Source organism: Aminobacter sp. J44 (genome assembly GCF_007829415.1).
GTDB lineage: Bacteria > Pseudomonadota > Alphaproteobacteria > Rhizobiales > Rhizobiaceae > Aerobium.
This window is the reverse complement of the sequence record NZ_VLJG01000001.1, coordinates 134,924-160,497: the sequence shown is the minus strand read 5'-3', so window position 1 is coordinate 160,497 and position 25,574 is coordinate 134,924. Positions and strand designations below refer to the sequence as shown.

The following is a 25,574-nucleotide window of genomic DNA, read 5'->3' as shown; positions in this document are numbered from 1 at the left end:
TCCCGATTTTTCGTCGCTGCGACGCAACTACTTTCCAGACGCAGGCAGTGACCGGGCTACTTCGGTCCATTTAGCCGTCTCCGACGCGATACGAACGTCAAGTTCAGCGGCCGGCATATACTTGGGCAAAAGGCCCTGCTTTTTTAGGAAGTCGACGAATTCTGGGTCTTCAACTACCGACGCGGTTGCGTCGGAGAGAATATCGATGATGGTCTGCGGTGTGCCTGCAGGTGAAACGAGGAAGTTGGAAGGTAGGGCGCCGTAGCCAGCGACGGTTTCTCCAATGGCAGGGATATCCGGATAATCGGAAACCCGCTCGGGTGAAGTAATTCCGAGTATCTTGATCTTGCCACCCTTCGCCTGTTCAATCGCAGCACTGAGGCTGATTATCGCGAGCGGGATTTCTCCAGAAATGACTGCGGCAATCGACGGCGCAGCGCCCTGGTATGGCGCATCCTGTAAGTCGATGCCTGCCTCTCGCTCCAGCATCTCGATGAGAAGGTGCTGGGTCGTGCCTACGCCCGGAGTTGCGTAAAACAGCTCGCCCGGCTTCGCCTTAGCCTCTTCGATCATGCCTCTGACGTCATCCGCCGGAAAGGAAGGACCAGCTACTAATGCCAGCGGCGTCTCATTGATGTTGGCAACTCCGGCAAAGCTTTTGACCGGATCGTAGCCAGCATTTTCCACGAAGACCGGGCCGATCAGCGTCGACGTTCCGCTAAAGTAGAGCGTGTAACCGTCCGGATCAGCCGCCGCACTGTAGGATGCTGCCAACGTACCGCCTGCACCCGGGCGGTTCTCGACCACAACTGGTTGATCGATTTGTTTCGACAGGCCTTCGGCAAGCATTCTCGCGATCGTGTCTGTGCCGCCCCCGGCCGCAAACCCGATGACGATGCGAACCGGCTTGCTCGGATAGTCGGCCTCCGCAATTGCTGTAGAAGGTCCGAGAATGGAAGTTACCAAGGCTGCAGCAGCAGCGATAAGGGAAATACGCATGGCAAATCTCCTTGGGGCGACCGGTAGAACTGCGTTAGGGCTATCTTCCCACGTCTACATCTGAAGTTCAGCGTCCGCAGGTCTTAAGCAACCCGACCCAGAGCTCCAAAAGCATCGAGACGTGTATTGATGCCGAGCAGTCTGACGGTCGACCAAAGACCTGCCGTTGCACTGGCAATCACTGGCACACCGACCTTTGCTTCAAGTGCGGGCGCCAGGTGCGTCGCGCGCAGGCCGCCGCATGAAATCAGAACAGCATCTGCCCTGCGACCAGAGCTTTCGAATGTCTTCTCGCCAAGGCTGACGATCGTGTCGAGTGTAACTGCGTGGATCTCAGGGACTGCAGACAGCTGAAGGCTCTCCAGCGACAAAACTTTGAAACCGCTATCGGTGAGATAAGTCCTGAGCTTTTCATTGAGGTCGTCCGTGTAGGCAGTCCCCACTGCGACCTTCGTAGCGCCAACTGCTCTGAGTGCGTCGCGAATGCCGTTACTCATTGTTGTGGCAGGGAGGCCTGTAGCCTCGTGCAGTGCTCTCGTTAATTCATCGTTGAAGGCGACGCCGCGGAAAAAGCTCAGCGACGTTCCCATCAGGGAGACTGCTTCGGCCCCTTCGTCGCGCAACTCCTTTCCGAGTTGCACGACCCGATCGATCACCTTGTCGAAGCTACCGATGGAAACGGAATCGATCGCAAGGCCGCGCGTTAGAAATCGTATCCCCTCGGGGTAGATGGCAGGGGCTTCAGGCGGAACTTCGCCGTTCGCCGGCGGGACGATCATGCCGATGGTACGGTGTGTCATGTCTGCACTGCAATTCTCATGGGGAGGGAGGCCGGCGTCTTCAACTGCCGGCCGGAGACGTGCTTATTTTGCGTCGAGAGCATTGGTGGCGTCGGTCCACCGTTTGACGGCATTCGGGATCTCGGATGCCAACTGCTCACCGCTTTTGTAGTCAGGAATGAAGCCCTGCTTGGTCAGTGTGTCGAGTAATGCCTGCTCCTCCATCGCCTTCCCCACAGCATCGGAAAGCGTCTTGATGACGTCCACTGGAGCATTGGAAGGAGCCAAGATGAATTGGCTTGGTGATGCAGAGAATCCCGGGATCGTTTCACTGATCGTCGGCAGATCGGGGAACTGGGCTAAGCGTTCTTCTGAAGTGATCGCGAGGATTTTCAACGTGCCGCCTTCTGCCTGCTGAACTGCCGCGCCGAGGCTGACGATAGCTAGCGGTACTTCGCCTGAAACAACTGCCGTAACAGATGGCGCACCACCTTGGAACGGCGCGTCCTCCAACTCGATCCCTGCCATGTTCGAGAGCATTTCACCTGCGAGATGCTGGACCGTCGCTACGCCGGACGTCGCGTAGAACAGTTCTCCCGGCTTAGCCTTTGCCAGTTCAATCAGGTCGTTGACGCTATCGATCCCGAGCTTGGGATTGGCCACAAGCGCCAGCGGCGCAGATGTTAGCTGTGCAACGGGCGTGAAATCCGTGATCGGGTCATAGCCTACGTTTTCGTACACTACGGGGCCAATAAGAGCACTGGTCTCACTGAGGACGATCGTGTAGCCGTCCGGCCGAGCTTCTTTGGTGAAGGCCATGGCAATTGTGCCACCCGCACCAGGACGATTTTCAACGACCACTGGCTGCCCGAGTGGTGCCGCGAGTTTTTCACTGACGGTGCGGGCGATGGTGTCCATGCCACCACCGGGGTTGAAGCCAACGATCATCCGGATCGGCTGCGCAGGGTAATCCTGGGCCGCAACAATGGGTGCAGTCACAAGCAAAGCTGCGACCGCCAAAGCAAATCGGCGCATATGTTCCTCCCAAACGAGCTGTCCTCCAACGGCTCGAAGATGAGGCTAAGATCGACGTACCGGGGTGTCAATCGTAAATATTAACATGTTTACCTGTCGCGGCCGTATTTGGGAGTGGATCGCACCCGCGTCACCTCGCTGCTGGCGGATTCCTTTCTGTCCAACGACGTTCCGGCAAACGATTGGGGCGGCGAGCTATCTGGAGCAGCCTGAGCTACTCTGAAATTTTATTGCCTTCGTGACAGTTCAACTGTCGCGAAAACTTGACTCAGGGAATTAACCGTGTGAGGGTTTTCGTGACAGTTGAACTGTCGCGAAAAAGGAACCTGACTTGGACGATACAGTGACCGTCGGCTTAAAGATCGACGACCTCGAACGGAGGACGGGACAGCCGCGAAGGAACATCAGGTTCCTGATCGCCGAAGGCGTCGTTCCCGAACCATATGGGCGCGGGAAAGCGGCCTACTACACCGAAGAGCACGTCACGGCGCTCACTATGTATTCGGACCTCAAGAAGGCCCATTCGCTTGAATTCATCAGGAACAAGGTCAGGGAAGCTCTCGAGGGAGAGGTGCTTGAACTCGCCCCCGTCGAAGGCGTGACCGTCAGGGTCGAACGACTGGCCCTGAACAAATTGGGCATTGAAGCCCTGATCGAGACGATCGGCACTGCCGTTAAGGAAGCCGTCGAGGCAAAGGGAAAGGGAAAGGACCGCAAATGAAGCACGAGCACATCTCCGGACCGCTAGGCAATTTCATCGCCAGCAAGTCGCGCGGTTCTTTTCCGATCCCGCTCAAATCGGCCGGCTACGAGATCGAGGTCCGATCCGGCCTTGCGGAAGTTCGCATGATCCCCACCTCATTCCGACCGAATCGAACGACTTCCTCATGAAACCGTGGCCCGGATGTGAGGCAATCTCAGCGATCGGCAAGCCTCACTTGTTGCCCAGGGGGATCCCGGAAGAGAAAGAGGAAAGGGCATCGATCTTTGCCATCTGACTGTGCTGCGGTGAAACAAGACGGAGCCCACGAGCGGCGCAGCTGTCACTTCTTCTTGCGTCCGGACGTCCGCTTGGCGCTGGCCAGCTTGTCGAAATCGAGCCCCTTGAACATAGAGTAGTCGACGCCCTCCATCAGCCGGACATGCGCCATCTCACGCGCTCGGCTCTCGCTGATCGCCCGGAAGCCATAGAGGTCGTGCTCGTCGCTGAGGGTGTGTCCTGCCTGGAGCTTGCGGTCGCGCGCGTCCACCTTGCTGTCGCGCATCATTTCGATGTAACCGCCCCGAAGCGAATGAAACACCTCCTTGTGCTTGCCCGTGATGCCAGCCCGTTTGAACAGGCGCGCCATGTAGGAACTCGCGCTCTTGGAGGGATCGGCGAGTCGCATCAGTTCCGGGAACAGGAAGCCATCACCTTGCGAGGTCGCCCATTCCACAAAGCCGATCTCCCGGAGGAAGTCATGCAGGACGAAGAAGGTCGTGCTGGCCTGCGTTTTGATCGGCACCCGTTGCCAGGTTTTGTTCACCTTTATGATGCCGTTGGTCTGCGCGACCCAGACACCTTCGTACTTTTCCCGAATATCGGCTCCGGTGAGGTGTACCAGCAGGCCAAGCCTTCTTCCGGTCAAATGGCCGAGAAGGGGCAGCATGGCCTCGTCGAGGAAACCGCGCCCGACGCCAGCGGCGAAGATATTGCTTAACTGCAGGGCGCTGAGCGGTTCCCTGGCCTGGCTGGGAGTGGCGGTGTCGGGGTAAGAAATGGTCACGCCAGCAAATGGGTTGGGATAATCGTACGCCGCCATTCGCGAGCGGATCACTGCCTTGACTGCTCCTACATACCCTTCGCGAAGGGATTTTCTCGCCAGGGGCTTCCGGGACAGGTCCTGATTCATGGCGATGATTTCCCTGGCGGACAGGTCCCTGGGGCGGTCCTTTTCCTTGGCGGGCCAGTACTTCAAGAACTTGACGTAAGCCTGCAAGTCCGCAGACGTGTATGTGTCGACCGGATGGTCGCCAACGAGCTCGACGAAGAGGTCACATCGGTATCGAGCGGTCTTGATGTCGGGATTGTCTTCGCCGGATTTTACGGCCCTTGCCTCGAAATACTCGGCCGCGATGGTACTGAACAGCGGCTTGGAGGAGGCAGGTCGAGCAACCGTGCGGCGGTCAAGCTCAAAGGCGGGGACGGGTTGCCTCGGTGCCGCCTTCGGCGAATGCGAGGGAGCGGGCGGCTGGGCAGCGGGGCCAAGCGCGTCGATGCGGGATTCAGGCGCAGGCGGCGCAGCCTTCGGGGCTTCGCCACTCGTGCCGACTGTCGTCGTCGTCGCCGTTGCCATAGCTCGATCGGCGCCTTGAACCTTCGCCACGTAGCGGGCCTTCAGCAGATCGGCATTCTCCATGATTATTGGATTTCCCGCAGGCCCCTTGGCCACCTCGCGCGCAATGCCTACCAGACCTCGCAGACCCTCGAGCGCCGCCTCCTGATGTGGCGGAGACGTCGGAGCCTCTCCGGAAATCACGGACGCCATGGCCTTCAGATAACCACGCGCCTCGGCCAGCACTTCCAACGGCGTTTCACCCGTAAATTGTGGTGCGCCAGGTCCGTAAGCTTCGCTGCGGCTGCTCGCTCCGTCTTCGTCTTGCCCGTTTGCCAACTTTCTTGTCCTCACTCCCTCGAAGAAGAGGCGGGCATGAGCCGCCATGATGTCCGCCCGGATGCGGGCCTGCCTCGCGGTCAGCGCGCCGAGGCTGACGCGGACGAGGGGAAGCTCGTGGCCGCAAAGGTCCTTCGGAACCCTAATCTGGAAGATGTAAACGGAACCTGATCGCACGAGGTACCGCCCGGCCCCTGTGCCGCGCGGGCGTTTGGAGGATGCTTCCCGGGCCGCCGAACGCGTCCTTCCGAGCGATACTTCGGGCGATACATTCAGCGATACTTCTGACGATACATCCATGGCACAGACACCCTCATTTGGGTTCCCAGCCTGGAAATCATGTCGGGAAAACAGCGTCTTGCGCGTAATTGGCGAAGAGTGGATCCGCCGTGGCGGAGAGGATGGGATTCGAACCCACGAGACCCTTTTGAGGTCTACTCCCTTAGCAGGGGAGCGCCTTCGACCACTCGGCCACCTCTCCGTCGCGCCTCCACTAACCTGCGATGCCTTGGGATACAAGAGCTATTTCGCCGTCACGAAGCTAATCTTGCTGCATCCACAAGCGATTGGGTCGTGCAGCCGCTTTCGCTGCTAATGATTGGGAAGCGCCGTTGCGCGCATCCGCTTATCTGAGCGCGGTGTCGTTCTCCATAGGAGGTGCTCAGCTGCCTTCGGAGCCATTCTTATATAGAGGCAGGATCCGGTCCGTGCTCGTAGAGGGAGGCGCATCTGGTTCCCGGATCAACGGTAGAGACTTGAGACGTCTCGACTGCAGTCACGCGGAAGCGGGATGAGACCCCCCTGCAGGCTCGTGGCCGTTGAATGCGCGCACAGGCACGTGGAGTTGACTGCGGAGCGAATCTTCCGCTTCGATCGAATGGCGCGACATCGCGGCAAGTGGCGCGTTCTCCGCGTCGGCGAGGCACCGCTGTTAAGCCTCTGTTAAGGTCCACCAAAAAATCGTGACCTTTCTGCCACAGACCGACCTCATACCATATGGTAGCCGGGTATCCAGCCGTCGAACTTTGTTGATCGGCACCGGGACCTGCGTATTCTCACCGTCGAAGAGGGCGGAATCGTTCTCTTCGGATTGGGGATGGGGCAGGAAACAGCTGTCCTTCAGCGAAAAAAGATACCCAGACCCGCTTTGTAACTTTGACTGGAGGTCAGAAATGAACATCAAGAGCCTTCTTCTCGGCTCGGCGGCAGCTGTTGTCGCTGGCTCGGCTCAGGCTGCTGACGCAATCGTCGTCGCTGAGCCGGAGCCGATGGAATATGTCCGCATCTGCGACACCTACGGCACGGGCTTCTTCTACATCCCGGGCACCGAGACCTGCCTGAAGATCGGCGGCTACGTCCGTTACGAGATGCGCTACCGCGATCGCGACGGCGACCCGGACTACCGCTTCTCGAAGTTCGCTCGCTTCTCCCCGACCTTCGACGCCCGTTCGTCGACCGAGTGGGGCACGCTGCGTTCGTTCGGCCAGGTCTTCTTCAACTGGGGTAGCGGCAACATCTCCGGCGACGGCAACTCGACCGCGCTTGAGCATGCCTACATCTCGCTCGAGAACGGCCCGCACCTCTTCCTCGTTGGTAAGACCGACACCCCGTTCCACGCTGCTCACCTGGGCGGCCCGAACGTCGGCGGCATCTTCGAGACCCGCGGCGACAACGCTGACAACAACGACACCAACACGGGCGTCGTCTACTACACCTTCGCTCCGGGCAACGGCCTGTCGCTCACCCTCGGCGCTGTCGAGAACACCGGCAACACCGAGTTCGAGCCGAACGTTGAAGCCGTCGTTCGCTACAGCCAGGGCTGGGGCCTTCTGGTCGGCGCAGCTGGCTACGACAACGAAGTTGACGAGTGGGGCGCAAAGGTTGCTGGCGAGCTGACCTTCAACCCGGTCACCGTTGGCCTCCAGGTCCAGTACGGCAGCGACGCTTCCAGCGCCTACGGCGCTCGTTACGTCGACGGCGTCTTCGGCTCGAACCTGACCAGCGAGTGGTCGGTTGCCGGTTACGCTCGTGCGAAGCTGGTCGACACCCTCGGTGCCAAGCTGCAGGTTCAGTGGTTCGATGGCGTTGGCGGCTTCGACGACGCTTGGCAGATCACCGGCGGCCTCGACTGGGCTCCGGTCACCGGCCTGAACATCATCCCGGAAGTCCGCTACACCAAGGCTGACCTGCTCGGCGGTGGTGACGTCGAGGCTTGGGAAGGCCGTCTGCGCTTCCAGCGTTCGTTCTAATCGGTTCTCAGAACTGGTTTAGGGAAACCCGGCGGGCAACCGCCGGGTTTTTCTTTTGAGGGCCGGGCGCAGACGCGACAGCGTTTGGGTGCCGCCCAAAGAAAAAGCGCCCGGGAAAGGGCGCTTCGCGTGGGTTGAAAGATGTGGTGACAGCGGCGTTACGACCGCCGCCCGTGCACGAGGTCGCGGGCGATGTCCATCTGGCCCGTCAGCCGCATCTTGTAGACCTGATAATTCTCCATCACGCGCTGGACGTAGGAGCGGGTCTCGCTGAACGGGATGCGCTCGATCCAGTCCACCACTTCCTCGACCGATTTCCCGCGCGGGTCGCCATAGCGCTGGATCCATTCCTTGGCGCGGCGCGGGCCGGCATTGTAGCCCGCGAATGTCAGCACATAGGAGCCATTGAAGCGCTCGAGCTGGTCATTGAGATAGTGCGAGCCGAGTGTTGCGTTGTAGGCGGGATCCCGCGTCAGCTTCTCGGGCGCAAATGACATGCCGGCCTTCTTGGCCATTGCCTTAGCGGTGCCCGGCATCAGCTGCAGCAGGCCGAGCGCCCCCGCGCCCGACTTTGCCGAGATGTTGAACTCGCTTTCCTGGCGCGCGATGGCGTAGGCGAGGGCCTTGCCGGCACCCGAAATGTTGGCATTGGACGGAATCGCGCCGACCGGATGGGCAAGCGCACCGACGGGCAGGCCGCGTGAGGCGGCCCACTTGCCGACCCGGAGGGCGAGATAGTGGTTGCCCTGGCGTTCTGCCATCACCGCGAGCAGCGCAAGTTCTCCGGGGCTGCTCAGCTCCTGTGCCAGCGCCTTGTAGAGGCTGTCGGCCCGACGGGCATGACCAGCCTGTTCGAGACGCCTGATTGCCTGCACGGCTTGCCGGCGCTCGAAATTGGCGCGGTCGCCGTCAGACGCGGCAGGGTAGGCGGCCGGGATCGCGCTGCGGCTAAGCTTTGCGGCCGCGAGCTGCCCGTAGAAAGCCGTACCGTACTGGGCCGCGCGCTCGAAATACTGTCGCGCGTTCCCGGGGCCGCCGGCTTCGGGGGGCCCCCCCAGCCAGTAATAGGCACGTGACAGCGAGATCGGCCCGTCGGCGATCTCCGCGATTCGCGCGAAATGCTTGGCGCCGGTGCGCGCGTCGCCCAGACCGCGGAAGGCGTACCACCCGGCATGGAACTCGGCGTCGACCGCCTGCGCCGGGCTCTCGGCCGAATGCGCCGCGGCAATCTTGTAGGCGGTTGCGGGGTCGCCATGGTCGAGCAGTTCGCGGGAAAGCACGCGACGCTCGATCCACCATGCGTCCGGATCGACCAGCGCTGCAGGCTCGCGCGGGGCGCTCAGCATGACCTTTGCCGCTTCCTTGAAGCGCTCGTTGCGGCGAAGGTGCCGTGCTTGCGCGAAGATGTAGGCTGCACCACGCTGCGACTTTGGAACGGCCTGAAGGAGCTTTGCCGCGTTCTTGTCGTTGCGGGTGACGGCGGCGAAGGCCGCGACGAGTTCCTTCGCGCCGGCAAGTGCGGCGACGCGCTCGGCCGAGGATACACGGTCGGAATAGAGCATCCGCTCCGCGCGGAAGCGGTGGTCGGCGGGCGAGATGACCCGGCCGAACTCGCGAATGATCGCCTGCTCGTCCTTGGCCTCGAGCTTTTCGGTGCGCCACATGCGGCCGAGCACAGCGCGGGCCTTGTCCGTGTTGCCGACGGCGAGGTGCGCGCGGGCAAGCGCGATTGCTCCCTGATAGGTTTGCGGCTGCGTGTTGCCGAACGCTTCGAGCACAGTGCGCGGTGCAGCATTTTCACGATACAGCGCGCGCTCCGAGTTGGCGCGCAGCGTCGCCATGCCAGGCCAGCCGGCAAGCAACCTTGCCGCCTCGGCGATCTCGCCACTGCTAACGTCCGGGCTGCCGGAGGTGGCGATCGCCCACATCAGGATGTGGCGGTCGAGCGAGTTGGACGGCAGGTTGTCGCGTGCGACACGGGCTTTGGCAATGTTGCCGGATGACAGGGCATCGAGACCCGCCTTCAGGCGCTCGATGTTGCCCTGCGTGGTGATGTTAGTTGCCATCATCCCCGCCGCAGCACCCGCGGCGATCGAGCCGGTGGTGGCGCTGTCGATCAGCCGCTGACCGGCAGCTTTATAGGGCCGGTCGAAGGGCAGGGGACCGGAATCGGGAAGGCTCGTGAAAGCCAGGGCGGAACTGGTGCTGGTAAGGAAGGCAAGTCCCACGAGTGCCGCGCGGGCGCGTGTCGTGTCTTTCATGAGAGGTCCCTGATCCAGACAAGGTACGAGAATGGTTTGGGCATGAGGAGCCTCGCACGGAAGCGGTGAAGATGTCGTAAACGAATGGTTAGCGCAGAACGGCTGATTGTATCGACCCAATCGCGCGCCATCTTGCGGACCGCTTGGGGCGATACTATGAAGCCAGCTCAAGATCGTCACGCTCAACGTCCAAGAAAGTTTCGGAGCACATCATGTTCAGAGGGTCCCTGACCGCGCTCGTCACGCCGTTCACGCGCGAAGGCGCTCTGGACAAAGATGCATTCCGCGCGCTGTGCGAGTGGCAGATCGATGAGGGAACCTCGGGCCTCGTGCCTGTTGGCACCACGGGTGAATCGCCGACGCTCAGCCACGAGGAGCATCGCGAGGTCGTGGAGCTTGCAGTGAAGGCTGCCCGCGGTCGCGTCCCGGTCATCGCCGGTGCCGGCTCGAACAACACGGTCGAGGCCATCGAGCTGGTCCGCCACGCCGAGAAGGTAGGCGCGGATGCCGTTCTCGTCGTCACTCCTTACTACAACAAGCCGACCCAGCGCGGCCTCTACGCGCACTTCGCGGCGATCGCGCGTTCGACGAAGCTGCCCATCATTATCTACAACATCCCGCCGCGCTCGGTGATCGACATGACGCCGGAGACGATGGGACGCCTCGCCAACGACTTCAAGAACATCGTCGGCGTCAAGGATGCGACCGGCAAGATCGAGCGCGTGTCCGAACAGCGCATCACCTGCGGCAAGGACTTCATCCAGCTCTCCGGCGAGGATGCGACTGCGCTCGGCTTCAATGCCCATGGCGGTGTTGGCGCGATCTCGGTCACGTCCAATGTCGCGCCGCGTCTTTGCGCCGAGTTCCAGGCTGCTTCGCTGGCTGGCGACAAGGAGAAGGCGCTCGAGTTGCATGATCGTCTGATGCCCCTACATAAGGCTATCTTCATCGAGCCGGGTGTCTCGGGTGCGAAGTATGCGCTGTCGCGTCTCGGCAAGGTGGAGAACGTCGTCCGCTCGCCTTTGATGACCGTCGAGACCTCGACGGCGGAGCGGATCGACGCGGCGATGATTCACGCCGGTCTTTTGAATTGAGGCACGGCAGGCACGCGCGGAGATCATGAGCAAGGAGAAAAAGCCCACCGGCAAGACGGTTGCCGAGAATCGCAAGGCGCGATTTTCCTACGAGATTATCGACACCTACGAGGCTGGGCTTGTCCTGACCGGAACCGAGGTCAAGTCTCTGCGTGAGGGGCATGCGAACATCCAGGAAAGCTACGCCTCCAACGAAGGCGGCGAGATCTGGCTGATCAACTCGTACCTGCCTGAATACCTGCAGGGCAACCGCTTCAACCATGAGCCGCGCCGGCGCCGCAAACTCCTGCTGAACAAGCGGGAGATTGCCAAGCTGACGCAGGCCGTGGATCGCGAAGGCATGACGATGGTGCCGTTGAAGATCTACTTCAACGAGCGCGGCCGCGCGAAGCTGCTGCTGGCGATCGCCCGCGGCAAGAAGCTGCACGACAAGCGCGAGACCGAGAAGCGGCGCGACTGGGATCGCGAAAAGGGCAGGCTGCTCAAGGAGCGCGGCTGATCTTCAGCCGCGTTTCGCCGCCAGGTACTCCGCGACGTTCCTGAACACGTCGACGAACATTTCTTCCGTCAGCCGGCCGGTATTCGTGTTGTAGCGCGAGCAGTGATAGCTCGAGAACACGGCGATGTTGCCGACATCCGCGCGCCCGCCATGGCTGAACGGATGATCGCCGACTCGTGCGCCGAGCGCGCGGATGGTCGACTGATGCGCGATGGTGCCGAGCGTCACGATGGCTTGCAGGTTGCGAAACCGCTGGATCGTCAGCTTCAGGAAGCTGCGGCAGGTGTTGATCTCCGCGCCGACCGGCTTGTTCTCCGGCGGCACGCAGCGCACCGCGTTGGTCAGCGCTGTGTCGATCAGCTCGACGCCGTCATCCGGACGCGCCTGGAACTCTCCGGTAGAGAAGCCGAAGCTCTTCAGCGTCGCATAGAGAAGCTCGCCGGCATAGTCGCCGGTGAAGGGGCGGCCGGTGCGGTTTGCTCCCCGCAGGCCAGGCGCGAGGCCGACAATCAGCAGCCGGACGCTGTCATCGCCATCGCGCGAGAAGAAGGTCGGCACGGGCGCGTTGAACCAGTCGGGCTCGCGCGTTCGCCATTCGGCAATGAATTGGTGCAGGCGCGGGCACAGCGGGCAATCGCGCGGCGGCTCCGACAGCTTCTCGGGAATCACAGATCGTCTTCGTCGTAGTCGGGTTCAGGTTCCTGCCGGCGGGCAGGGCGCTCGCCGGGCTCACGCCCTATTTCGTTCTTGAGCGAGAGCAGGTCAATGAAGTTGTCAGCCTGACGGCGAAGTTCGTCGGAAATCATCGGCGGCTGGGAGGCAAGCGTCGAAACGATCGAGACCTTGCGGCCCTTGCGCTGCAGCGCGTCGACCAGCGTGCGGAAGTCTCCGTCGCCCGAGAAGATGACATAGTGGTCGATGACATCGACAAGGCTAAGCGTATCTACCGCCAGCTCGATGTCCATGTTGCCCTTGATCTTGCGCCGGCCGCTCGCATCTGTGAATTCCTTGGCCGGCTTCGTCACGACCTTGTAGCCGTTGTAGTCCAGCCAGTCGATGAGCGGGCGGATCGACGAGTACTCCTGGTCCTCGACGAGGGCAGTATAATAGTAGGCGCGCAGGAGGTAGCCGCGGCTCTTAAACGCTGTCAGCAATCTGCGATAATCTATATCAAAGCCGAGAGATCGGGATGTGGCGTAGAGATTGGCGCCATCAATGAAAAGTCCAATCTTCTCCCGTGGATCGAACATATTGAAAGTATCCGTTTGTCACCAATATAAATGAGATAACGCGATATGATTCACTTTCCAAGGGGAGGTGGGCTTTCGTGAGCGACACGATCCCGTGCGTGCAGGCTGGCGCGTTGGGCAACCTGCTTGTCTTTCGCGCCTTTTCACGATAAGGACCGCCAGACTCTCCGACATTCCATCGAAGAAAGGGGCAATGCATGGCCCGCGTAACTGTTGAGGATTGCATCGACAAGGTCGACAATCGCTTCGAGCTCGTCCTGCTCGCAGGACACCGCGCCCGCCTGATCAGCCAGGGCGCTCCGATCACTGTCGATCGGGACAACGACAAAAACCCCGTCGTCGCGCTTCGCGAAATCGCCGACGAGACGCTGTCGCCCGAGGATCTGCGCGAGGACCTGATTCACTCGCTGCAGAAGCACGTCGAGGTCGACGAGCCGGAGAATGACGTTCCGGATGCTCTGCCGGTTGCTGCTGAATCTGACGACGCTCCGGAAGAGAACATCGTCTTCGACCGCATGAGCGAGGAAGATCTCCTTGCCGGTATCGAAGGCCTCGTCGCTCCGGAAAAGAACGACGACTTCTGATCGCTGGCATAGCGTTCGCCACTTTATCGGCGGCGCATTCGTGATTATCTAGACATGCGCCGTGCACCCGCCCGGCGCATGTCTTGTTTTAAGTGATAGGAAACGCGCCAATGATGCGACAGTACGAGCTTGTGGAGCGCGTCCAGCGCTACAAGCCGGATGTCAACGAGGCGCTTCTGAACAAAGCTTATGTTTACGCCATGCAGAAGCATGGCCACCAGAAGCGTGCGTCGGGCGACCCATATTTTTCGCATCCGCTGGAGGTTGCGGCGATCCTCACCGAAATGCGCATGGACGAGGCGACAATTGCCGTCGCGCTCCTTCATGACACCATCGAGGACACGACTGCCACGCGGCAGGAGATCGACCAGCTGTTTGGCCCCGAGATGGGCAAGCTGGTTGAGGGGCTGACCAAGCTCAAGAAGCTTGATCTCGTTTCCAAAAAGGCGGAGCAGGCCGAGAACCTTCGCAAGCTGCTGCTGGCGATTGCCGAGGACGTGCGCGTCCTGCTCGTCAAGCTCGCGGACCGGCTGCACAACATGCGCACGCTGGGCGCAATGCGGCCCGACAAGCGCCTGCGCATCGCCGAGGAGACGATGGATATCTATGCGCCGCTCGCCGGGCGCATGGGCATGCAGGACATGCGCGAGGAGCTCGAGGAACTCGCCTTCCGCACCATCAACCCCGAGGCGCACAAGGCGGTCACCGAACGCCTCGACGAATTCTTCGATCGGAACCAGCACGTCATCGAGGAAGTCGAGCAGGCGCTGACGAACCTCTTCATCGAGCGCGCGCTCTATGCCGAGGTGAAGAGCCGGCGCAAGAAGCCGTGGTCGGTGTTCCGCAAGATGGAGACCAAGGCGATCTCCTTCGAGCAGCTGTCGGACCTGATCGGCTTCCGCGTCATCGTTGCGAATGTGGACGACTGCTATCGCACGCTGGGGGCGATCCACACCACCTGGGCGATGGTGCCGGGCCGCTTCAAGGACTACATCTCGACGCCGAAGCAGAACGATTACCGTTCGATCCATACGACCGTGGTTGGCCCGTCGCGCCAGCGCGTCGAGCTGCAGATCCGCACGCAGGAGATGGACACGGTGGCCGAGTACGGCGTTGCCGCGCACTCCATCTACAAGGATCATGGCTCGACCACGAGCGCCGGCGGCCACTTGCTGTCCAAGGACAGCAACGCCTATGCATGGCTGCGCCAGACGATCCAGGCGCTCGCAGAGGGCGACAATCCGGAAGAGTTCCTCGAGAACACCAAGCTCGAGCTGTTCCAGGATCAGGTGTTCGCCTTCACGCCGAAGGGCCGTCTGATCGCGCTGCCGCGCGGCGCAACCCCGATTGACTTCGCCTACGCGGTCCATACCGACGTCGGCGACACCTGCGTTGGTGCAAAGATCAACGGCCGCGTCATGCCGCTGATGACCGAGCTCAAGAACGGCGACGAGGTCGAGATCATCCGTTCCAAGGCGCAGGTCCCGCCGGCTGCCTGGGAATCGATCGTCGTCACCGGCAAGGCGCGCTCGGCCATCCGCAGGGCGACCAAGAACGCGATCCGCAAGCAGTATTCGGGCCTGGGCGTGCGCATCCTCGAGCGCGCCTTCGAGCGTGCCGGCAAGACCTTCTCGCGCGAGCAGATCAAGCCGGTACTTCATCGTCTTGCCCGCAAGGACGTCGAGGACGTGCTGGCGGCAGTCGGTCGCGGCGAGTTGTCGTCGGTCGACGTGATGCGCGCAGTGTTCCCGGATCACAAGCCCGAGCAGGCTTCCGCCAAGCCCCGGGAGGAGGGCTGGTTCAACCTGCGCAACGCCGCGGGCATGCTGTTCCAGATCCCGGGCCTCAAGACGCCTCGCAAGAACTCTGGCGACAACAGGGGCGCGGTACCTATCCGCGGCGTGCGCGGCGACCTGCCGGTCTCGTTCGCACCGGAAGGTGCGGTGCCGGGCGACCGCATCGTTGGCATCCTCGAGCCCGGCAAGGGCATCACCATCTATCCGATCCAGTCGCCGGCGCTGACGGCCTTCGACGACCAGCCAGAGCGGTGGATCGACGTCCGCTGGGACATGGACGAGGAAGCGAAGGAGCGCTTCCCGGCGCGGATCACGGTCACCGCCATAAACGAGCCAGGGTCGCTTGCGGCGATCGCGCAGGTGGTGGCGTCGAACGACGCCAACATCCACAGCCTGTCGATGGTGCAAACCGCAGCCGACTTCACCGAGATGCTGTTCGACCTTGAGGTGTGGGACCTCAAGCACCTGAACAACCTCATTCGGGAGCTGAAGGATTGCCCGAGCGTGAGCGCCGTGCGGCGCGTCAACGGTTAGGATGGCGCTATGATCATCGGCATCGGCAGTGACCTCATCGACATCCGCCGCATCGAGCAGACGCTCGAGCGGCACCCTGAGCGGTTCGTTGAACGCGTCTTTACAGACGTTGAGCGGGCGAAATCGGAGCGCCGCAAGGAGCGCGCCGCCTCCTACGCCAAGCGCTTCGCCGCCAAGGAGGCCTGCGCCAAGGCGCTGGGCACAGGCCTTTCGCGCGGTGTCTTCTGGCGAGACATGGGCGTCGTAAATCTGCCTTCAGGCAAGCCCACCATGAAGCTGACCGGCGGTGCAGCCGAACGGCTTGCCGAAATGGTGCCGGAGGGGCACGAGGCAGTCGTGCATCTGACGATCACCGACGATTACCCTCTGGCGCAGGCTTTCGTCATCATCGAAGCGCTGCCACTGATGCGCTGACGCTTCCCGCGTTGCCCCGGCGCGGGCAAGCGGCTAAGACGGACGCCGACGAACAACAGGACGAAACGAGCGTGGCCGATACATCGCAGAAGAAATCCGGCGGACTTGGCGAAACGATCAGCGTGATTGTGCAGGCGTTGCTGCTTGCGCTGGTGATCAGGACCTTCCTCTTCCAGCCCTTCTCGATCCCGTCGGGTTCGATGCGGCCAACCCTCCTTGAAGGCGACTATCTGTTCGTCACCAAGTGGGCCTACGGCTTCTCGAAGCACTCGTTCCCGTTCTCGCCGGACCTGTTCGAAGGCCGCATCTGGGGCAGCCAGCCCGAGCGCGGCGACGTCGTTGTCTTCAAGTTCCCGCCGAACCCGTCGCTCGACTACATCAAGCGCGTCATTGGCCTTCCGGGCGACCGCATCCAGATGCGCAGCGGCCAGCTCTACATCAACGATGAGCCGGTGCGCCGCGAGAAGGTAGGCGAGATCAACAACCCGGATATCACCGAGGTCAACCGTCCGGTCGAGGTATGGCGCGAGACGCTGCCGAACGGCGTATCCTACGACACGCTCGACCTGACGCCGAACGGCATCGGCGACAACACGCGGGAGTTCGTCGTCCCGGAGGGCCACTACTTCATGATGGGCGACAACCGCGACAACTCCACCGACAGCCGCTTCTCCGTCGGCTTCGTTCCGGAGGAGAATCTGGTAGGTCGCGCCAACATCATCTTCTTCTCGATCGCTGGCAGCGCGAGCCCGCTGGAGATCTGGAGATGGCCGACCGAACTGCGTGCGTCGCGCCTGTTCAACATGGTACGCTAGGTCGATGAAGGCCAAGGCAAAGTTTGAGGAAGACCTCGTCCGCAAGGTCGAGGCGATCACCGGTCACGCCTTCCAGGACCGCGACCTGCTGCGCCGCGCGCTCACGCATGCGAGCGCCAAGGGCGGCGAGCGCGGCAATTACCAGCGTCTCGAATTCCTGGGCGATCGGGTCCTCGGCCTCGTCGTGGCGCAGATGGTGTTTGAGGCGAATGCCAATGCGCCGGAAGGCGAGCTATCGCTGCGGCTCAACGCGCTGGTAAACGCCGAGACCCTGGCCGAGATCGCCGACGAGGTTGGCCTTTCGGAGTTGATCGTCGCCGGCAGCGAGTTGCGCACCGTTACCGGCCGCAAGCGCGTCAACCTGCGCGCCGACGTCATGGAAGCGCTGATCGCCGCCATCTATCTCGAGGCAGGGCTGGAGACGGCCCGCAACTTCATCCGCCGTTACTGGGAGAAGCGCTCTAAGGCGCCGACGGCCGCCCGCCGCGATCCCAAGACGGAACTGCAGGAATGGGCTCACCAGATGACCAAGTCCGCGCCGACCTACGTGGTCGACAGGCGCGACGGGCCGGATCACGATCCGGTCTTCGACGTTTCGGTCAGGGTAGCCGGATATGCGCCTGCCACCGGGTCAGGCCGTTCTAAACGCGAGGCCGAACAGGCTGCAGCAACTGCCATCCTGGTGCGCGAGGGCGTCTGGAAAGAGGAGTCACGCGCATGAGCGAGACAGAACAAAAAAAGACACGCTCGGGCTTCGTCGCCCTCATCGGTGCGCCGAACGCTGGTAAGTCGACCTTGGTCAACCAACTCGTCGGAACCAAGGTTTCCATCGTCACTCACAAGGTGCAGACGACGCGTTCGATCGTACGCGGCATTGCCACCCATGAGGACGCGCAAATCGTCTTCGTCGACACGCCTGGCATTTTCTCGCCACGCCGCCGGCTCGACCGCGCGATGGTGTCGACTGCTTGGGGCGGCGCCAAGGATGCCGACATCGTCCTCGTGCTGATCGATTCCGAACGCGGGCTGAAGGGCGATGCGGAAGCGCTGCTTGAAAACCTCGGCGACGTGCGCCAGCCGAAGATCCTCGTCCTGAACAAGGTTGACCGGGTGAAGCCGGAGAACCTGCTGAAGCTCACCGCCGAGATCAACGCGCGTGTGCCGTTTGAGCGGACCTTCATGATCTCGGCGTTGACCGGTTCGGGCTGTCAGGACCTGCTGAACCATCTGGCCAAGGCGCTGCCGGAAGGCCCCTGGTACTACCCGGAAGACGAGGTATCCGACCTGCCGATGCGTCAGCTGGCGGCGGAAATCACGCGCGAAAAACTGTTCCTGCGGCTGCACCAGGAAATCCCGTACTCGTCGCATGTCGAAACTGAGCGATGGGAAGAGAAGAAGGACGGCTCCGTACGCATCGAGCAGGTCATCTATGTCGAGCGCGACAGCCAGAAGAAGATCGTGCTCGGCCACAAGGGCGAGACCATCCGCGCGATCGGTCAGGCGTCCCGCAAGGAACTGACAGAGATCATGGAGCGTCCGGTGCACCTGTTCCTGTTCGTCAAGGTGCGCGAGGACTGGGGCAACGATCCAGAGCGCTATCGCGAGATGGGGCTCGACTTCCCAAGCTGATTGTCAGTCCTCGAGGATCTTCTCGAAGAACATGTCGGCGTAGGCGTTGTCGTTGTAGCGCTCGATCTCGACATAGCCTGCTTTGAAGTAGAGCGACTGCGCCTCTGTCAGCGAGCGGTTGGTGTCGAGGCGGACGCGTTGAAGTTCCAGTTCACGCGCCTCCGCTTCGAGCGCTTCGAGCAGCAGCCGGGCGATCCCCCGGCCGCGCATTTCCGGCGCGATCCACATCTGCTTGATCTCGCCGGTCTGATTGTCGAGAACATGTAGCGCACCGCAGCCGACAGGACGGCCCTCGTAGCGGACGATCAGGAAGCTGGCCGGTTCCGCCGCCTTGGCATATCCGCCCTCCTGCGGGCGGAAACCGCCATCGAACCGCGCATCGAGCTCGCGGTAATACGCCTCGATGCAGTGCAGCGCATCCTCGCTGTAAGGCGACTCCGGCGATATCGCGATCTGCGGGCCTGTCATTGGTTACTCCGGTTCTTGAGCGACCATTTAACTACGGGTTGCCGCCTTAGGTTGCGTCCTGCTTCGCCTTGAAATCGTACGCTCCTTGATGGAAGGCTGCACCGATGGAATGGCGCGACGAAGGAATCATTCTGGGCACGAGAAAGCATGGCGAAACCAGCGCCATTCTGGAAGTGATGACGCGTGCCCGCGGGCGTCATCTTGGAATGGTGAAGGGAGGCCGCTCGCGCAAGATGCAGCCGCTGCTGCAGCCCGGGAATCGCGTCGACCTCGTCTGGAGAGCTCGTCTCGACGAACATCTTGGCTTTTTTCAGGTAGAGCCGCTGGAGCTGCATGCAGCGCGGCTTTTTGACAGTGCCTGCGCCGTCTATGGCCTGCAGACACTCGCTGCTCATCTGCGGCTGCTGCCGGAACGCGACCCGCACGCGAACCTCTACGACACGCTGCTGGTGCTTCTGGAGCACCTGGAGGAACCGGAGGTTGCGGGCGAGCTGGTTGTACGGTTCGAGTTACTGCTTCTGGAAGCGCTCGGCTTCGGCCTCGACCTCGCGCGCTGCGCCGCCACGGGGCAGGTCGAGGATCTCGCCTATGTATCACCCAAGAGCGGTCGTGCGGTGTCTCGCGAAGCCGGAAAGCCGTGGGCCGACAGGATGCTGCCTCTGCCGGCCTTCCTCCAGCGGGGCGCGCGGCTGCACGCTGATCCAACAGCACTGGAAGATGCCTACCGGCTGACAGCCTTCTTTCTGGAGCACCACGTCTACCAGCCACGAGGCATCGTTGCTCCGGAAGCGCGAGCCGGGTTTCTTGCGGCCCTGCGTCGCCATTACGCAAGCAGGGCCGCCAGGTAAGAGGGTTATTCGGCCGCGGCGAGCATCGGACGCTCGATCGGCCGCTCCTGGATCGGCCAGTGCACGAAGGCGGCGAAGACGCCGAGCGCCACGCCCAGCCACCACACGCCGTCATAGCTGCCGAAATGGTCGTACAGATAGCCGCCGAGCCAGACGCCCAGGAATGAGCCGACCTGGTGCGAGAAGAACACCACGCCGCCCAGCATGCCGAGATGCGCGGTGCCGAACATGATCGCGACCAGCGCATTGGTAGGCGGCACCGTCGACAGCCACAGCAGGCCCATGATGATCGCGAAGACGATCACTGTCGCCGGCGTCTGCGGCAGCAGCACGAAGGCGGTGACCAGGATCGAGCGGCCGAGATAGATCCAGGCGAGGAAGATCGGCTTGGAATAGCGCTGGCCGATGTAGCCGGCGGCCAGCGAGCCGATGATGTTGAAGAAGCCGATCAGTGCCAGCGCGATCACCGCATACTTTGCGTCGATGCCGATGTCGGAAATGTATGCGGGGAAGTGCGCCGTGATGAACGCAACCTGGAACCCGCAGACGAAAAAGCCGGAGGTCAGCAGCAGATAGCTGCGATGGCCCAGGGCTTCGCGCAGGGCTTCGCCAGCCGTCTGCTTGTAGGTGATGGGCGTGATGCCGGAGGACGAATTGCCCCGCAGCGGTATGGCAAGCAGCGGAATCACCAGCATCATCGCGCTCATGATGACCAGCGCGTCGTACCAGCCATATTGCGAGATCAGCCCCTGGCTCAGCGGCGCGAACAGGAACATGCCAGCGGAGCCGGCCGCCGTGCCGAGGCCGAAGACGAAGCTGCGCTGCTCCGCCGCGACATTGCGGGCAAAGGCCGCGAGGATGATGCCGAATGAGCCGGAGGCAACGCCGAGGCCAACGAGCACGCCGCCGCCGATGTGCAGCAGCGTCGGAGAGGTCGACACGGCCATGAGGATCAGGCCGCTGGCGTACATGATGCCGGACAGCGCCAGCACGCGCCACGTTCCGTACTTATCGGCCAGTGCGCCGAAGATTGGCGTGCCGAGACCCCAGGCAAGGTTCTGGATCGCCATGGCAAGGCCAAACGTCGTGCGGTCCCAGCCCTTTTCGGCTAGCATCGGCAGCTGGAAGAAGCCCATCGCCGAGCGGGGGCCGAAGGTCATAAGTGCGATCAGACAGCCGCAAATGATGATGAGCCACGGCAGGCGTGCCGTGGTGGTCTGGGGAGAAACGTGCGTAACCATGACAGAGAATCCTCAGGCGTATCGCCGCACGCTAATAGCATTTTCCCGCCACCGGAAATGAATTGAACGCGTTGACCCTTCAATTTGCTTGATGTGGGAAGTTGTTGAACGGGTTGCTGTGTCCGGGCGGGAGCGGCAGTTGCCCCGGCTGGTTGCCGAAGCCACGCAGGATATGCTGCTGCGGAACTGGCGGCTGCTCGGGCGGCAGGATCACCGTCGAATGGCCGTCGCCGCCGAGCGAGGGGTTCACCAGCGACGGGAATGGCTGGATTGAAGGCCGACCAATGACTGGCGGCGTCACCCGCACGACAGGTCGGGGAATGTTGATGAAGGTCCCGGCGCGCAGTGTATCGGCACGCAGGCCCGGATTCATATCCTTCAGCGCCTCGACATTGACGCCGCACGCAGCCGCGATCGACTGCAGCGTGTCGCCATAGGCAACCCCGACGCGAGCCGGGCACGCGGCTTGGGCAGCGGGAACCGAAATGCCGAGGACGACCGCGGCAGCGAGAAGAAACCTGGACATTGCTGCACTCTATCATGCGAATGGCGGCCGCAGCGCCCGAAATGTCGCTTGCTGCGTCTTCACCATAAGTCGTGCCTGATGAGGCAGATTGCTAGCGTCGAAGACGGTCGATTTCCGAAAACCGGGTGAGGAACGCATCCTGCACCACGGAGGCGGGCAGGGGATCGAGCGGCAGCCTGTCGTGCGTGATCCCGCGCGGGCGACCGAAGAATTTGGCCGCTTCGGCTTCTGTGAAACGCGCGAGCGTCGTTGCCTCGAACCAGGCCGCGATGTGGTCTGCCCGCTTGATCGTTTTCATCAGCCGTTCCGGCAGGTCGGCCGAGAGCGAGAAGCGCAAGTGGATCGCGCGCTGCAGGCGAAGCTCCACCTCCTTGTACCCGCCACCGACGACCGCCTTGAACGGCGAAATCATGTCACCAATTACATATTCGGGCGCGTCATGCAGCAGTGCCGCCATGCGGTCGGATGGCGAGCAGGACGGCGATATCTGGCAGAAGATGTCCTCGACCAGCAGCGAGTGCTGCGCCACTGAATAAGCGTGCTCGCCCTGCGTCTGGCCGTTCCAGCGTGCGACGCGCGCAAGTCCGTGCGCGATGTCAGAAATCTCTACGTCGAGCGGTGACGGATCGAGCAAATCGAGCCTGCGGCCCGACAGCATCCGTTGCCATGCGCGCGGCGGTGCCCCTGCCTTGTCTGCCATCAGTCCTGATCGCCCGTTGCCGACTCTGGCAGTGTGTAGCCTGCCCATGCCGGGATCGACAACGTCACCGTGACGCCGCTGGCCTCGATCGGTGTGCCGGAATCGAGAGCGTCCTTGACGCGGTCGATGCGCACGATCGCTAGGCCGTCCGTCCCGGCGACACTGCCGAGGGTGCCGATGGTGCGGCCGTTGACGGTGAGTTCCGTCCCGCTTGAGGGCAGGGGAGCTTGCCCCTTCACCAGCATGACGCGCCGGCGCGCGGTGCCTCGATGCTGCATGCGCGATACGACTTCCTGGCCGACATAACAGCCCTTGCGGACGCCTACGCCGCCAGAAAGGTCGAGCAGGATGTCATGCGGGAAGGCATCGCCAAGCTGGTAGTCGCTGCCGCTTTCGACAACCCCGTTCTCAATTCGCAGCTGGTGATAGGCTTCAATATTTGCGTCGCCCTTTGCCTCTGCGGCGTACACGCGGAAGACGCCGAGCTCAGCCGGGAAACGAAGATCGCGAAGGCCAGCGCCTGCCGTTGAATCGTTTTCTGAACCGCTTGAATCAGCTTGCCATGAAGCGAGCACAACCAGCTGATCCGGCTTCGCAATTTCCACCTTGGCCCGCATGCGGTACATCATCAGCCGCCGCAGGAAATCGTCGGCGATATCGGTCCGGCACTCGAGCAGGAACGCTGTGTCGCCGTCGCGCGAAACGAGGAAATCGAACAGGACCTTGCCCTGCGGCGTCAGCAGCGCGCCCGGTTTCGCCTCGCCAGCGGCGAGTTGGTCGAGATCGGTCGTGACGATGTTTTGCAGAAAATGCTCCGCGTCAGGGCCGTCGAGCCGGATAAGAATCCGATCGGGTAAATGCACTGTAGGCATCGCGAATCCGTCCGTTACCAGGTGAGGCCTCTACGTAGGCTCCCGGCGCGCTGGCGGCAAGCCATGCCGCCTGGTCAACGGACAGGCTAGTCGCCGGCGACGAAGAACTGCCAGCGGCCGTCAGGCGTGATGCCGACGCGGTAGAAGATGTAGCCGCCGAAGGACGTCATGTCCTGGTAATCGCCGGCAGTCACCAGCTTGAACAGCTCGACGCGCTGCCTTGGCGTCAGCGTGTCGAGGGGAACGGAGTAGAAGTACGGCCAGATGTACATCTGGTCGTTTTCGATTTCCTCGATGACGTAGCCGCTGTCGAGCACCTCGTAGAGGATCGCCAGGATTTCCTGGCCTTCGCCGTCACCGGACACGCTCTTCAGGAACTCGATCGGATCGACCTGCTCGGGGTTGAACGACAGTTGTGTTCCATCCGGGCCGGTCTGCAGCAGCGGACGCAACTGCTCGATGTCGCCGGTGAGGCACGCCTCCATGATCTTCTCCCGCAGGCGGCGAACGGGCTCCGGCAGTTTGGAAACGTCGTATTGCACTTCCGGAACCGGCACGTCGTCGTCCACTTCCGGTGTCTCAGGTTCCGCAACCTGCTTGCGCGTGTCCTGCGGGATCACGATCGGGTCGGGGAAGGGCACAGGCCCTATCTGGCGCTGGCGCGCGGCCGGTGCTTCCCTCTCGCCTTCGGGCTGCGGCGCGGCATCCGGTGCAGCTTCGCCTTGATCTTCACCACCAGCATCTGGGGCGGCCCGGGGAGGTGCCTGCTCGGCACCTTCCGGGGGCGGCAGCTGCTCGCGAATGACGTCCTCGTCGCTGGCGCCCTCGGCATCCTCGGGGATCGGCACATCCTCGCGCTGCAGCTCGCTCAGCGCCCAGGAGGGGGAGGCCGCAGGGAAAAGCAGCGCGAGCGCAAGCGCGGCCACGCCCGTTTTCAGCCGGATGGCGTCTGGCAGGTGTGACAGCGTCTTCATCATCGGGCTGCGGTTGCTCCCCAAAATCCGCTGGCTCATATCCCAATGATGCGCGGGAAGATGGTCCGCCCGCGCCTCCGGGTGGCGCTGCGGAGTTAGTGCACGCTCAGATTGCGGTCGAACTCGCCGGCAAGCAGGCGCTCGCGCATGCGTTCGATCAAGGCCAGGGCAGTGGCTTCGCCGCTGCTCTGCAGAAGTTCGGTCAGTGCAGTCGAAATGGCCGCTTCAGCCATGATGTCGGGCTCGATACCGGCAGCGAGACCATCGGCCCACGCATCTTCGCAACTTTCGACAGCCGACAGACGCTTCTCTTCACGTATCAATGTATCGATGTCGGCGAGGCTCTGATCCATTCGATCCACCCATGCAGGCTGCCCGTCTCGAATCGACGAAGCAGCGTTCTTAATGTCTCGTTAATCCCCTACCACACGAAATGCGGCGGAGCGCGCCACATTAGTGTAAAAGTTAACAAAAGCTGTATGAATAGCTGTTATGGTTAATTTCCAAAGCGCGTCGCTGTGTCGCGCGTGAGAGCTTCGCCTTCGCGCATGTAGCGATTGATCGCTTCGACGGCCGAAGTGGTGCAAGTCGCATAGCTTTGCTGGTAGCTCCGGTAGCCCTTGTTGAAGCTCGCCACGAATCTCGCGCGGCGCGATTCGTCAGGATTCTCGACTTCCAGCAGGGTATTCATCCGGTCGCGCCATTCAACGCTCTCCTCCCCGCAAAGATTGCGAAGGTAGTGGAGAGCGCCAAGAATCTCGGCAAGGCGCAGCAACTGGTTCTCGAACGGCGAGTCAGCGGCGCGCACCGGTTGTGCGGCGATTGCGGCTGCCAGGAGCAGGGCCGTTGCAGTGCATCCCAGCTTTCGGATCATGACTGCGCCGTCTTAATCTCGGCCGCGAGCTGCCGTGCGATCTCGAGCACGGAGCCTGCCAGCGGCAGTTGCTCCATTTCATCGACCGTGACCCAGACGGCGGCATCCGCATCGTCTCCGGCAACAACCGTGCCGCCGGCATAGCTCGCGGAATGGACGCTCAGCACGAATTCGATCCGATCATCATTTTCGGCCGGAATCGCGAGGTCAACGACATGGGCGACATTGGCGAGTTGTGCGCCTGTTTCCTCCAGCGTCTCGCGGATCACCGCCTGCTCGCGGGTTTCGCCGGCCTCGACGCGCCCGCCCGGAAAGGCATAGAGCCCCTTGGCCGGTGCGCGCCCGCGCCTGACCAGCAGGAACCGGCCCTCATGCAGAATCGCCACCGACACGGCCTCGATGGGCAGGGATGCGTTCGGTCCGGCTGGGGCAGCGGAAGACAAGCGGCAAATCACCTTGAAAGACAAAGTAGAGTCGAG

At 62.1% G+C, this 25,574-nt stretch carries 27 protein-coding genes and 1 tRNA gene; 11 read left to right on the top strand and 17 right to left on the bottom strand.

Annotated elements, in window-relative coordinates:
* Positions 1–27: 27 nt before the first annotated feature.
* The 3 genes from L610_RS00820 to L610_RS00810 form a co-directional block, all read right to left on the bottom strand.
* Positions 28–999 carry a tripartite tricarboxylate transporter substrate binding protein gene (locus tag L610_RS00820; protein ID WP_024849613.1) on the bottom strand — a complete coding sequence of 324 codons (972 nt, stop codon included), beginning with the start codon at positions 997–999 and terminating at the stop codon, positions 28–30.
* An 83-nt stretch (positions 1,000–1,082) separates the two neighbouring features.
* Complete coding sequence (locus L610_RS00815) at positions 1,083–1,799, bottom strand: hypothetical protein (protein WP_024849614.1); 717 nt, start codon at positions 1,797–1,799, stop codon at positions 1,083–1,085.
* A gap of 63 nt (positions 1,800–1,862) precedes the next feature.
* Positions 1,863–2,813, bottom strand: coding sequence for a tripartite tricarboxylate transporter substrate binding protein (locus L610_RS00810; protein ID WP_024849615.1), 951 nt, complete (start codon positions 2,811–2,813; stop codon positions 1,863–1,865).
* Between the two features lie 331 nt (positions 2,814–3,144).
* Between L610_RS00810 and L610_RS00805 the strand changes: the two genes are divergently transcribed.
* Entirely contained in the window at positions 3,145–3,534 is a 390-nt protein-coding gene (locus L610_RS00805; RefSeq protein WP_024849616.1) for a MerR family transcriptional regulator, read from the top strand.
* A 322-nt stretch (positions 3,535–3,856) separates the two neighbouring features.
* Here L610_RS00805 and L610_RS00800 read toward each other — a convergent pair whose 3' ends face one another.
* Both L610_RS00800 and L610_RS00795 read right to left on the bottom strand, forming a co-directional pair.
* Positions 3,857–5,644 (bottom strand): hypothetical protein, encoded by a 1,788-nt coding sequence (locus tag L610_RS00800; RefSeq protein ID WP_144701686.1) that lies wholly within the window; start codon positions 5,642–5,644, stop codon positions 3,857–3,859.
* A 213-nt stretch (positions 5,645–5,857) separates the two neighbouring features.
* A tRNA-Ser gene (locus tag L610_RS00795) sits at positions 5,858–5,948 on the bottom strand.
* Between the two features lie 691 nt (positions 5,949–6,639).
* On the opposite strand from L610_RS00795, the gene L610_RS00790 reads away from it, so the two are divergent.
* A complete protein-coding gene (locus L610_RS00790) occupies positions 6,640–7,716 on the top strand; it encodes a porin (RefSeq protein ID WP_024848593.1) in 1,077 nt (358 codons plus the stop codon).
* A gap of 158 nt (positions 7,717–7,874) precedes the next feature.
* Here L610_RS00790 and L610_RS00785 read toward each other — a convergent pair whose 3' ends face one another.
* A complete protein-coding gene (locus tag L610_RS00785) occupies positions 7,875–9,977 on the bottom strand; it encodes a lytic transglycosylase domain-containing protein (protein WP_144701683.1) in 2,103 nt (700 codons plus the stop codon).
* 212 nt (positions 9,978–10,189) lie between these two features.
* Between L610_RS00785 and dapA the strand changes: the two genes are divergently transcribed.
* On the top strand, positions 10,190–11,071 hold the full coding sequence (dapA, locus tag L610_RS00780) for a 4-hydroxy-tetrahydrodipicolinate synthase (RefSeq protein WP_024848591.1): 882 nt from the start codon (positions 10,190–10,192) through the stop codon (positions 11,069–11,071).
* A 25-nt stretch (positions 11,072–11,096) separates the two neighbouring features.
* Complete coding sequence (gene smpB, locus L610_RS00775) at positions 11,097–11,570, top strand: SsrA-binding protein SmpB (protein WP_024848590.1); 474 nt, start codon at positions 11,097–11,099, stop codon at positions 11,568–11,570.
* Between the two features lie 3 nt (positions 11,571–11,573).
* On the opposite strand, the gene L610_RS00770 is transcribed toward smpB, so the two are convergent.
* Together L610_RS00770 and L610_RS00765 are read right to left on the bottom strand one after the other, a co-directional pair.
* Positions 11,574–12,239: a uracil-DNA glycosylase gene (locus L610_RS00770; protein WP_034330208.1), complete on the bottom strand. Its 666-nt coding sequence runs from the start codon at positions 12,237–12,239 to the stop codon at positions 11,574–11,576.
* Complete coding sequence (locus tag L610_RS00765; protein WP_024848588.1) at positions 12,236–12,820, bottom strand: NYN domain-containing protein; 585 nt, start codon at positions 12,818–12,820, stop codon at positions 12,236–12,238. The genes L610_RS00770 and L610_RS00765 overlap by 4 nt, the downstream gene beginning before the upstream one ends.
* A 197-nt stretch (positions 12,821–13,017) precedes the next feature.
* Between L610_RS00765 and rpoZ the strand changes: the two genes are divergently transcribed.
* From rpoZ to era, 6 genes are all read left to right on the top strand, one after another.
* Positions 13,018–13,404 carry a DNA-directed RNA polymerase subunit omega gene (gene rpoZ, locus L610_RS00760; protein WP_024848587.1) on the top strand — a complete coding sequence of 129 codons (387 nt, stop codon included), beginning with the start codon at positions 13,018–13,020 and terminating at the stop codon, positions 13,402–13,404.
* 110 nt (positions 13,405–13,514) lie between these two features.
* Positions 13,515–15,734, top strand: coding sequence for a bifunctional (p)ppGpp synthetase/guanosine-3',5'-bis(diphosphate) 3'-pyrophosphohydrolase (locus tag L610_RS00755; RefSeq protein WP_024848586.1), 2,220 nt, complete (start codon positions 13,515–13,517; stop codon positions 15,732–15,734).
* 9 nt (positions 15,735–15,743) lie between these two features.
* Positions 15,744–16,148, top strand: coding sequence for a holo-ACP synthase (gene acpS / locus L610_RS00750; RefSeq protein WP_024848585.1), 405 nt, complete (start codon positions 15,744–15,746; stop codon positions 16,146–16,148).
* A 71-nt stretch (positions 16,149–16,219) separates the two neighbouring features.
* Positions 16,220–16,963 carry a signal peptidase I gene (gene lepB, locus L610_RS00745; RefSeq protein ID WP_186441267.1) on the top strand — a complete coding sequence of 248 codons (744 nt, stop codon included), beginning with the start codon at positions 16,220–16,222 and terminating at the stop codon, positions 16,961–16,963.
* A 4-nt stretch (positions 16,964–16,967) separates the two neighbouring features.
* The gene (gene rnc, locus L610_RS00740; RefSeq protein ID WP_024848583.1) at positions 16,968–17,684 is read left to right on the top strand and encodes a ribonuclease III; all 717 of its coding nucleotides are present in this window, start codon (positions 16,968–16,970) and stop codon (positions 17,682–17,684) included.
* The gene (gene era, locus L610_RS00735; RefSeq protein WP_024848582.1) at positions 17,660–18,592 is read left to right on the top strand and encodes a GTPase Era; all 933 of its coding nucleotides are present in this window, start codon (positions 17,660–17,662) and stop codon (positions 18,590–18,592) included. The genes rnc and era overlap by 25 nt, the downstream gene beginning before the upstream one ends.
* Before the next feature lie 3 nt (positions 18,593–18,595).
* Here the strand turns inward: era and L610_RS00730 are convergent, their stop codons facing one another.
* Positions 18,596–19,060, bottom strand: a complete 465-nt coding sequence (locus tag L610_RS00730) for a GNAT family N-acetyltransferase (RefSeq protein WP_024848581.1) — start codon at positions 19,058–19,060, stop codon at positions 18,596–18,598.
* 104 nt (positions 19,061–19,164) lie between these two features.
* Between L610_RS00730 and recO the strand changes: the two genes are divergently transcribed.
* Complete coding sequence (recO, locus tag L610_RS00725) at positions 19,165–19,908, top strand: DNA repair protein RecO (RefSeq protein WP_144701676.1); 744 nt, start codon at positions 19,165–19,167, stop codon at positions 19,906–19,908.
* 5 nt (positions 19,909–19,913) lie between these two features.
* On the opposite strand, the gene L610_RS00720 is transcribed toward recO, so the two are convergent.
* The 8 genes from L610_RS00720 to L610_RS00685 form a co-directional block, all read right to left on the bottom strand.
* Complete coding sequence (locus L610_RS00720) at positions 19,914–21,149, bottom strand: MFS transporter (RefSeq protein WP_024848580.1); 1,236 nt, start codon at positions 21,147–21,149, stop codon at positions 19,914–19,916.
* Positions 21,150–21,228: 79 nt separating this feature from the next.
* Positions 21,229–21,675, bottom strand: coding sequence for a LysM peptidoglycan-binding domain-containing protein (locus L610_RS00715; protein ID WP_024848579.1), 447 nt, complete (start codon positions 21,673–21,675; stop codon positions 21,229–21,231).
* Between the two features lie 91 nt (positions 21,676–21,766).
* Positions 21,767–22,378 carry an HD family hydrolase gene (locus L610_RS00710; protein WP_024848578.1) on the bottom strand — a complete coding sequence of 204 codons (612 nt, stop codon included), beginning with the start codon at positions 22,376–22,378 and terminating at the stop codon, positions 21,767–21,769.
* Positions 22,375–23,247, bottom strand: a complete 873-nt coding sequence (locus L610_RS00705; RefSeq protein ID WP_024848577.1) for a folate-binding protein YgfZ — start codon at positions 23,245–23,247, stop codon at positions 22,375–22,377. The genes L610_RS00710 and L610_RS00705 overlap by 4 nt, the downstream gene beginning before the upstream one ends.
* Before the next feature lie 86 nt (positions 23,248–23,333).
* Positions 23,334–24,224, bottom strand: a complete 891-nt coding sequence (locus L610_RS00700) for a hypothetical protein (RefSeq protein ID WP_024848576.1) — start codon at positions 24,222–24,224, stop codon at positions 23,334–23,336.
* A 92-nt stretch (positions 24,225–24,316) separates the two neighbouring features.
* The gene (locus L610_RS00695; protein WP_024848575.1) at positions 24,317–24,574 is read right to left on the bottom strand and encodes a hypothetical protein; all 258 of its coding nucleotides are present in this window, start codon (positions 24,572–24,574) and stop codon (positions 24,317–24,319) included.
* A gap of 143 nt (positions 24,575–24,717) precedes the next feature.
* The gene (locus tag L610_RS00690; RefSeq protein ID WP_024848574.1) at positions 24,718–25,095 is read right to left on the bottom strand and encodes a TIGR02301 family protein; all 378 of its coding nucleotides are present in this window, start codon (positions 25,093–25,095) and stop codon (positions 24,718–24,720) included.
* Positions 25,092–25,538 (bottom strand): NUDIX hydrolase, encoded by a 447-nt coding sequence (locus tag L610_RS00685; RefSeq protein ID WP_024848573.1) that lies wholly within the window; start codon positions 25,536–25,538, stop codon positions 25,092–25,094. The genes L610_RS00690 and L610_RS00685 overlap by 4 nt, the downstream gene beginning before the upstream one ends.
* Between the last annotated feature and the right edge of the window lie 36 nt (positions 25,539–25,574).

Bases quoted from the DNA above. Each gene is read 5' to 3' on its own strand.
- L610_RS00820 (WP_024849613.1), bottom strand. From the start codon at position 999: ATGCGTATTTCCCTTATCGCTGCTGCTGCAGCCTTGGTAACTTCCATT.
- L610_RS00815 (WP_024849614.1), bottom strand. From the start codon at position 1,799: ATGACACACCGTACCATCGGCATGATCGTCCCGCCGGCGAACGGCGAA.
- L610_RS00810 (WP_024849615.1), bottom strand. From the start codon at position 2,813: ATGCGCCGATTTGCTTTGGCGGTCGCAGCTTTGCTTGTGACTGCACCC.
- L610_RS00790 (WP_024848593.1), top strand. From the start codon at position 6,640: ATGAACATCAAGAGCCTTCTTCTCGGCTCGGCGGCAGCTGTTGTCGCT.
- L610_RS00785 (WP_144701683.1), bottom strand. From the start codon at position 9,977: ATGAAAGACACGACACGCGCCCGCGCGGCACTCGTGGGACTTGCCTTC.
- dapA (WP_024848591.1), top strand. From the start codon at position 10,190: ATGTTCAGAGGGTCCCTGACCGCGCTCGTCACGCCGTTCACGCGCGAA.
- smpB (WP_024848590.1), top strand. From the start codon at position 11,097: ATGAGCAAGGAGAAAAAGCCCACCGGCAAGACGGTTGCCGAGAATCGC.
- L610_RS00765 (WP_024848588.1), bottom strand. From the start codon at position 12,820: ATGTTCGATCCACGGGAGAAGATTGGACTTTTCATTGATGGCGCCAAT.
- rpoZ (WP_024848587.1), top strand. From the start codon at position 13,018: ATGGCCCGCGTAACTGTTGAGGATTGCATCGACAAGGTCGACAATCGC.
- L610_RS00755 (WP_024848586.1), top strand. From the start codon at position 13,515: ATGATGCGACAGTACGAGCTTGTGGAGCGCGTCCAGCGCTACAAGCCG.
- acpS (WP_024848585.1), top strand. From the start codon at position 15,744: ATGATCATCGGCATCGGCAGTGACCTCATCGACATCCGCCGCATCGAG.
- rnc (WP_024848583.1), top strand. From the start codon at position 16,968: ATGAAGGCCAAGGCAAAGTTTGAGGAAGACCTCGTCCGCAAGGTCGAG.
- L610_RS00730 (WP_024848581.1), bottom strand. From the start codon at position 19,060: ATGACAGGCCCGCAGATCGCGATATCGCCGGAGTCGCCTTACAGCGAG.
- recO (WP_144701676.1), top strand. From the start codon at position 19,165: ATGGAATGGCGCGACGAAGGAATCATTCTGGGCACGAGAAAGCATGGC.
- L610_RS00720 (WP_024848580.1), bottom strand. From the start codon at position 21,149: ATGGTTACGCACGTTTCTCCCCAGACCACCACGGCACGCCTGCCGTGG.
- L610_RS00715 (WP_024848579.1), bottom strand. From the start codon at position 21,675: ATGTCCAGGTTTCTTCTCGCTGCCGCGGTCGTCCTCGGCATTTCGGTT.
- L610_RS00705 (WP_024848577.1), bottom strand. From the start codon at position 23,247: ATGCCTACAGTGCATTTACCCGATCGGATTCTTATCCGGCTCGACGGC.
- L610_RS00700 (WP_024848576.1), bottom strand. From the start codon at position 24,224: ATGATGAAGACGCTGTCACACCTGCCAGACGCCATCCGGCTGAAAACG.
- L610_RS00695 (WP_024848575.1), bottom strand. From the start codon at position 24,574: ATGGATCAGAGCCTCGCCGACATCGATACATTGATACGTGAAGAGAAG.
- L610_RS00690 (WP_024848574.1), bottom strand. From the start codon at position 25,095: ATGATCCGAAAGCTGGGATGCACTGCAACGGCCCTGCTCCTGGCAGCC.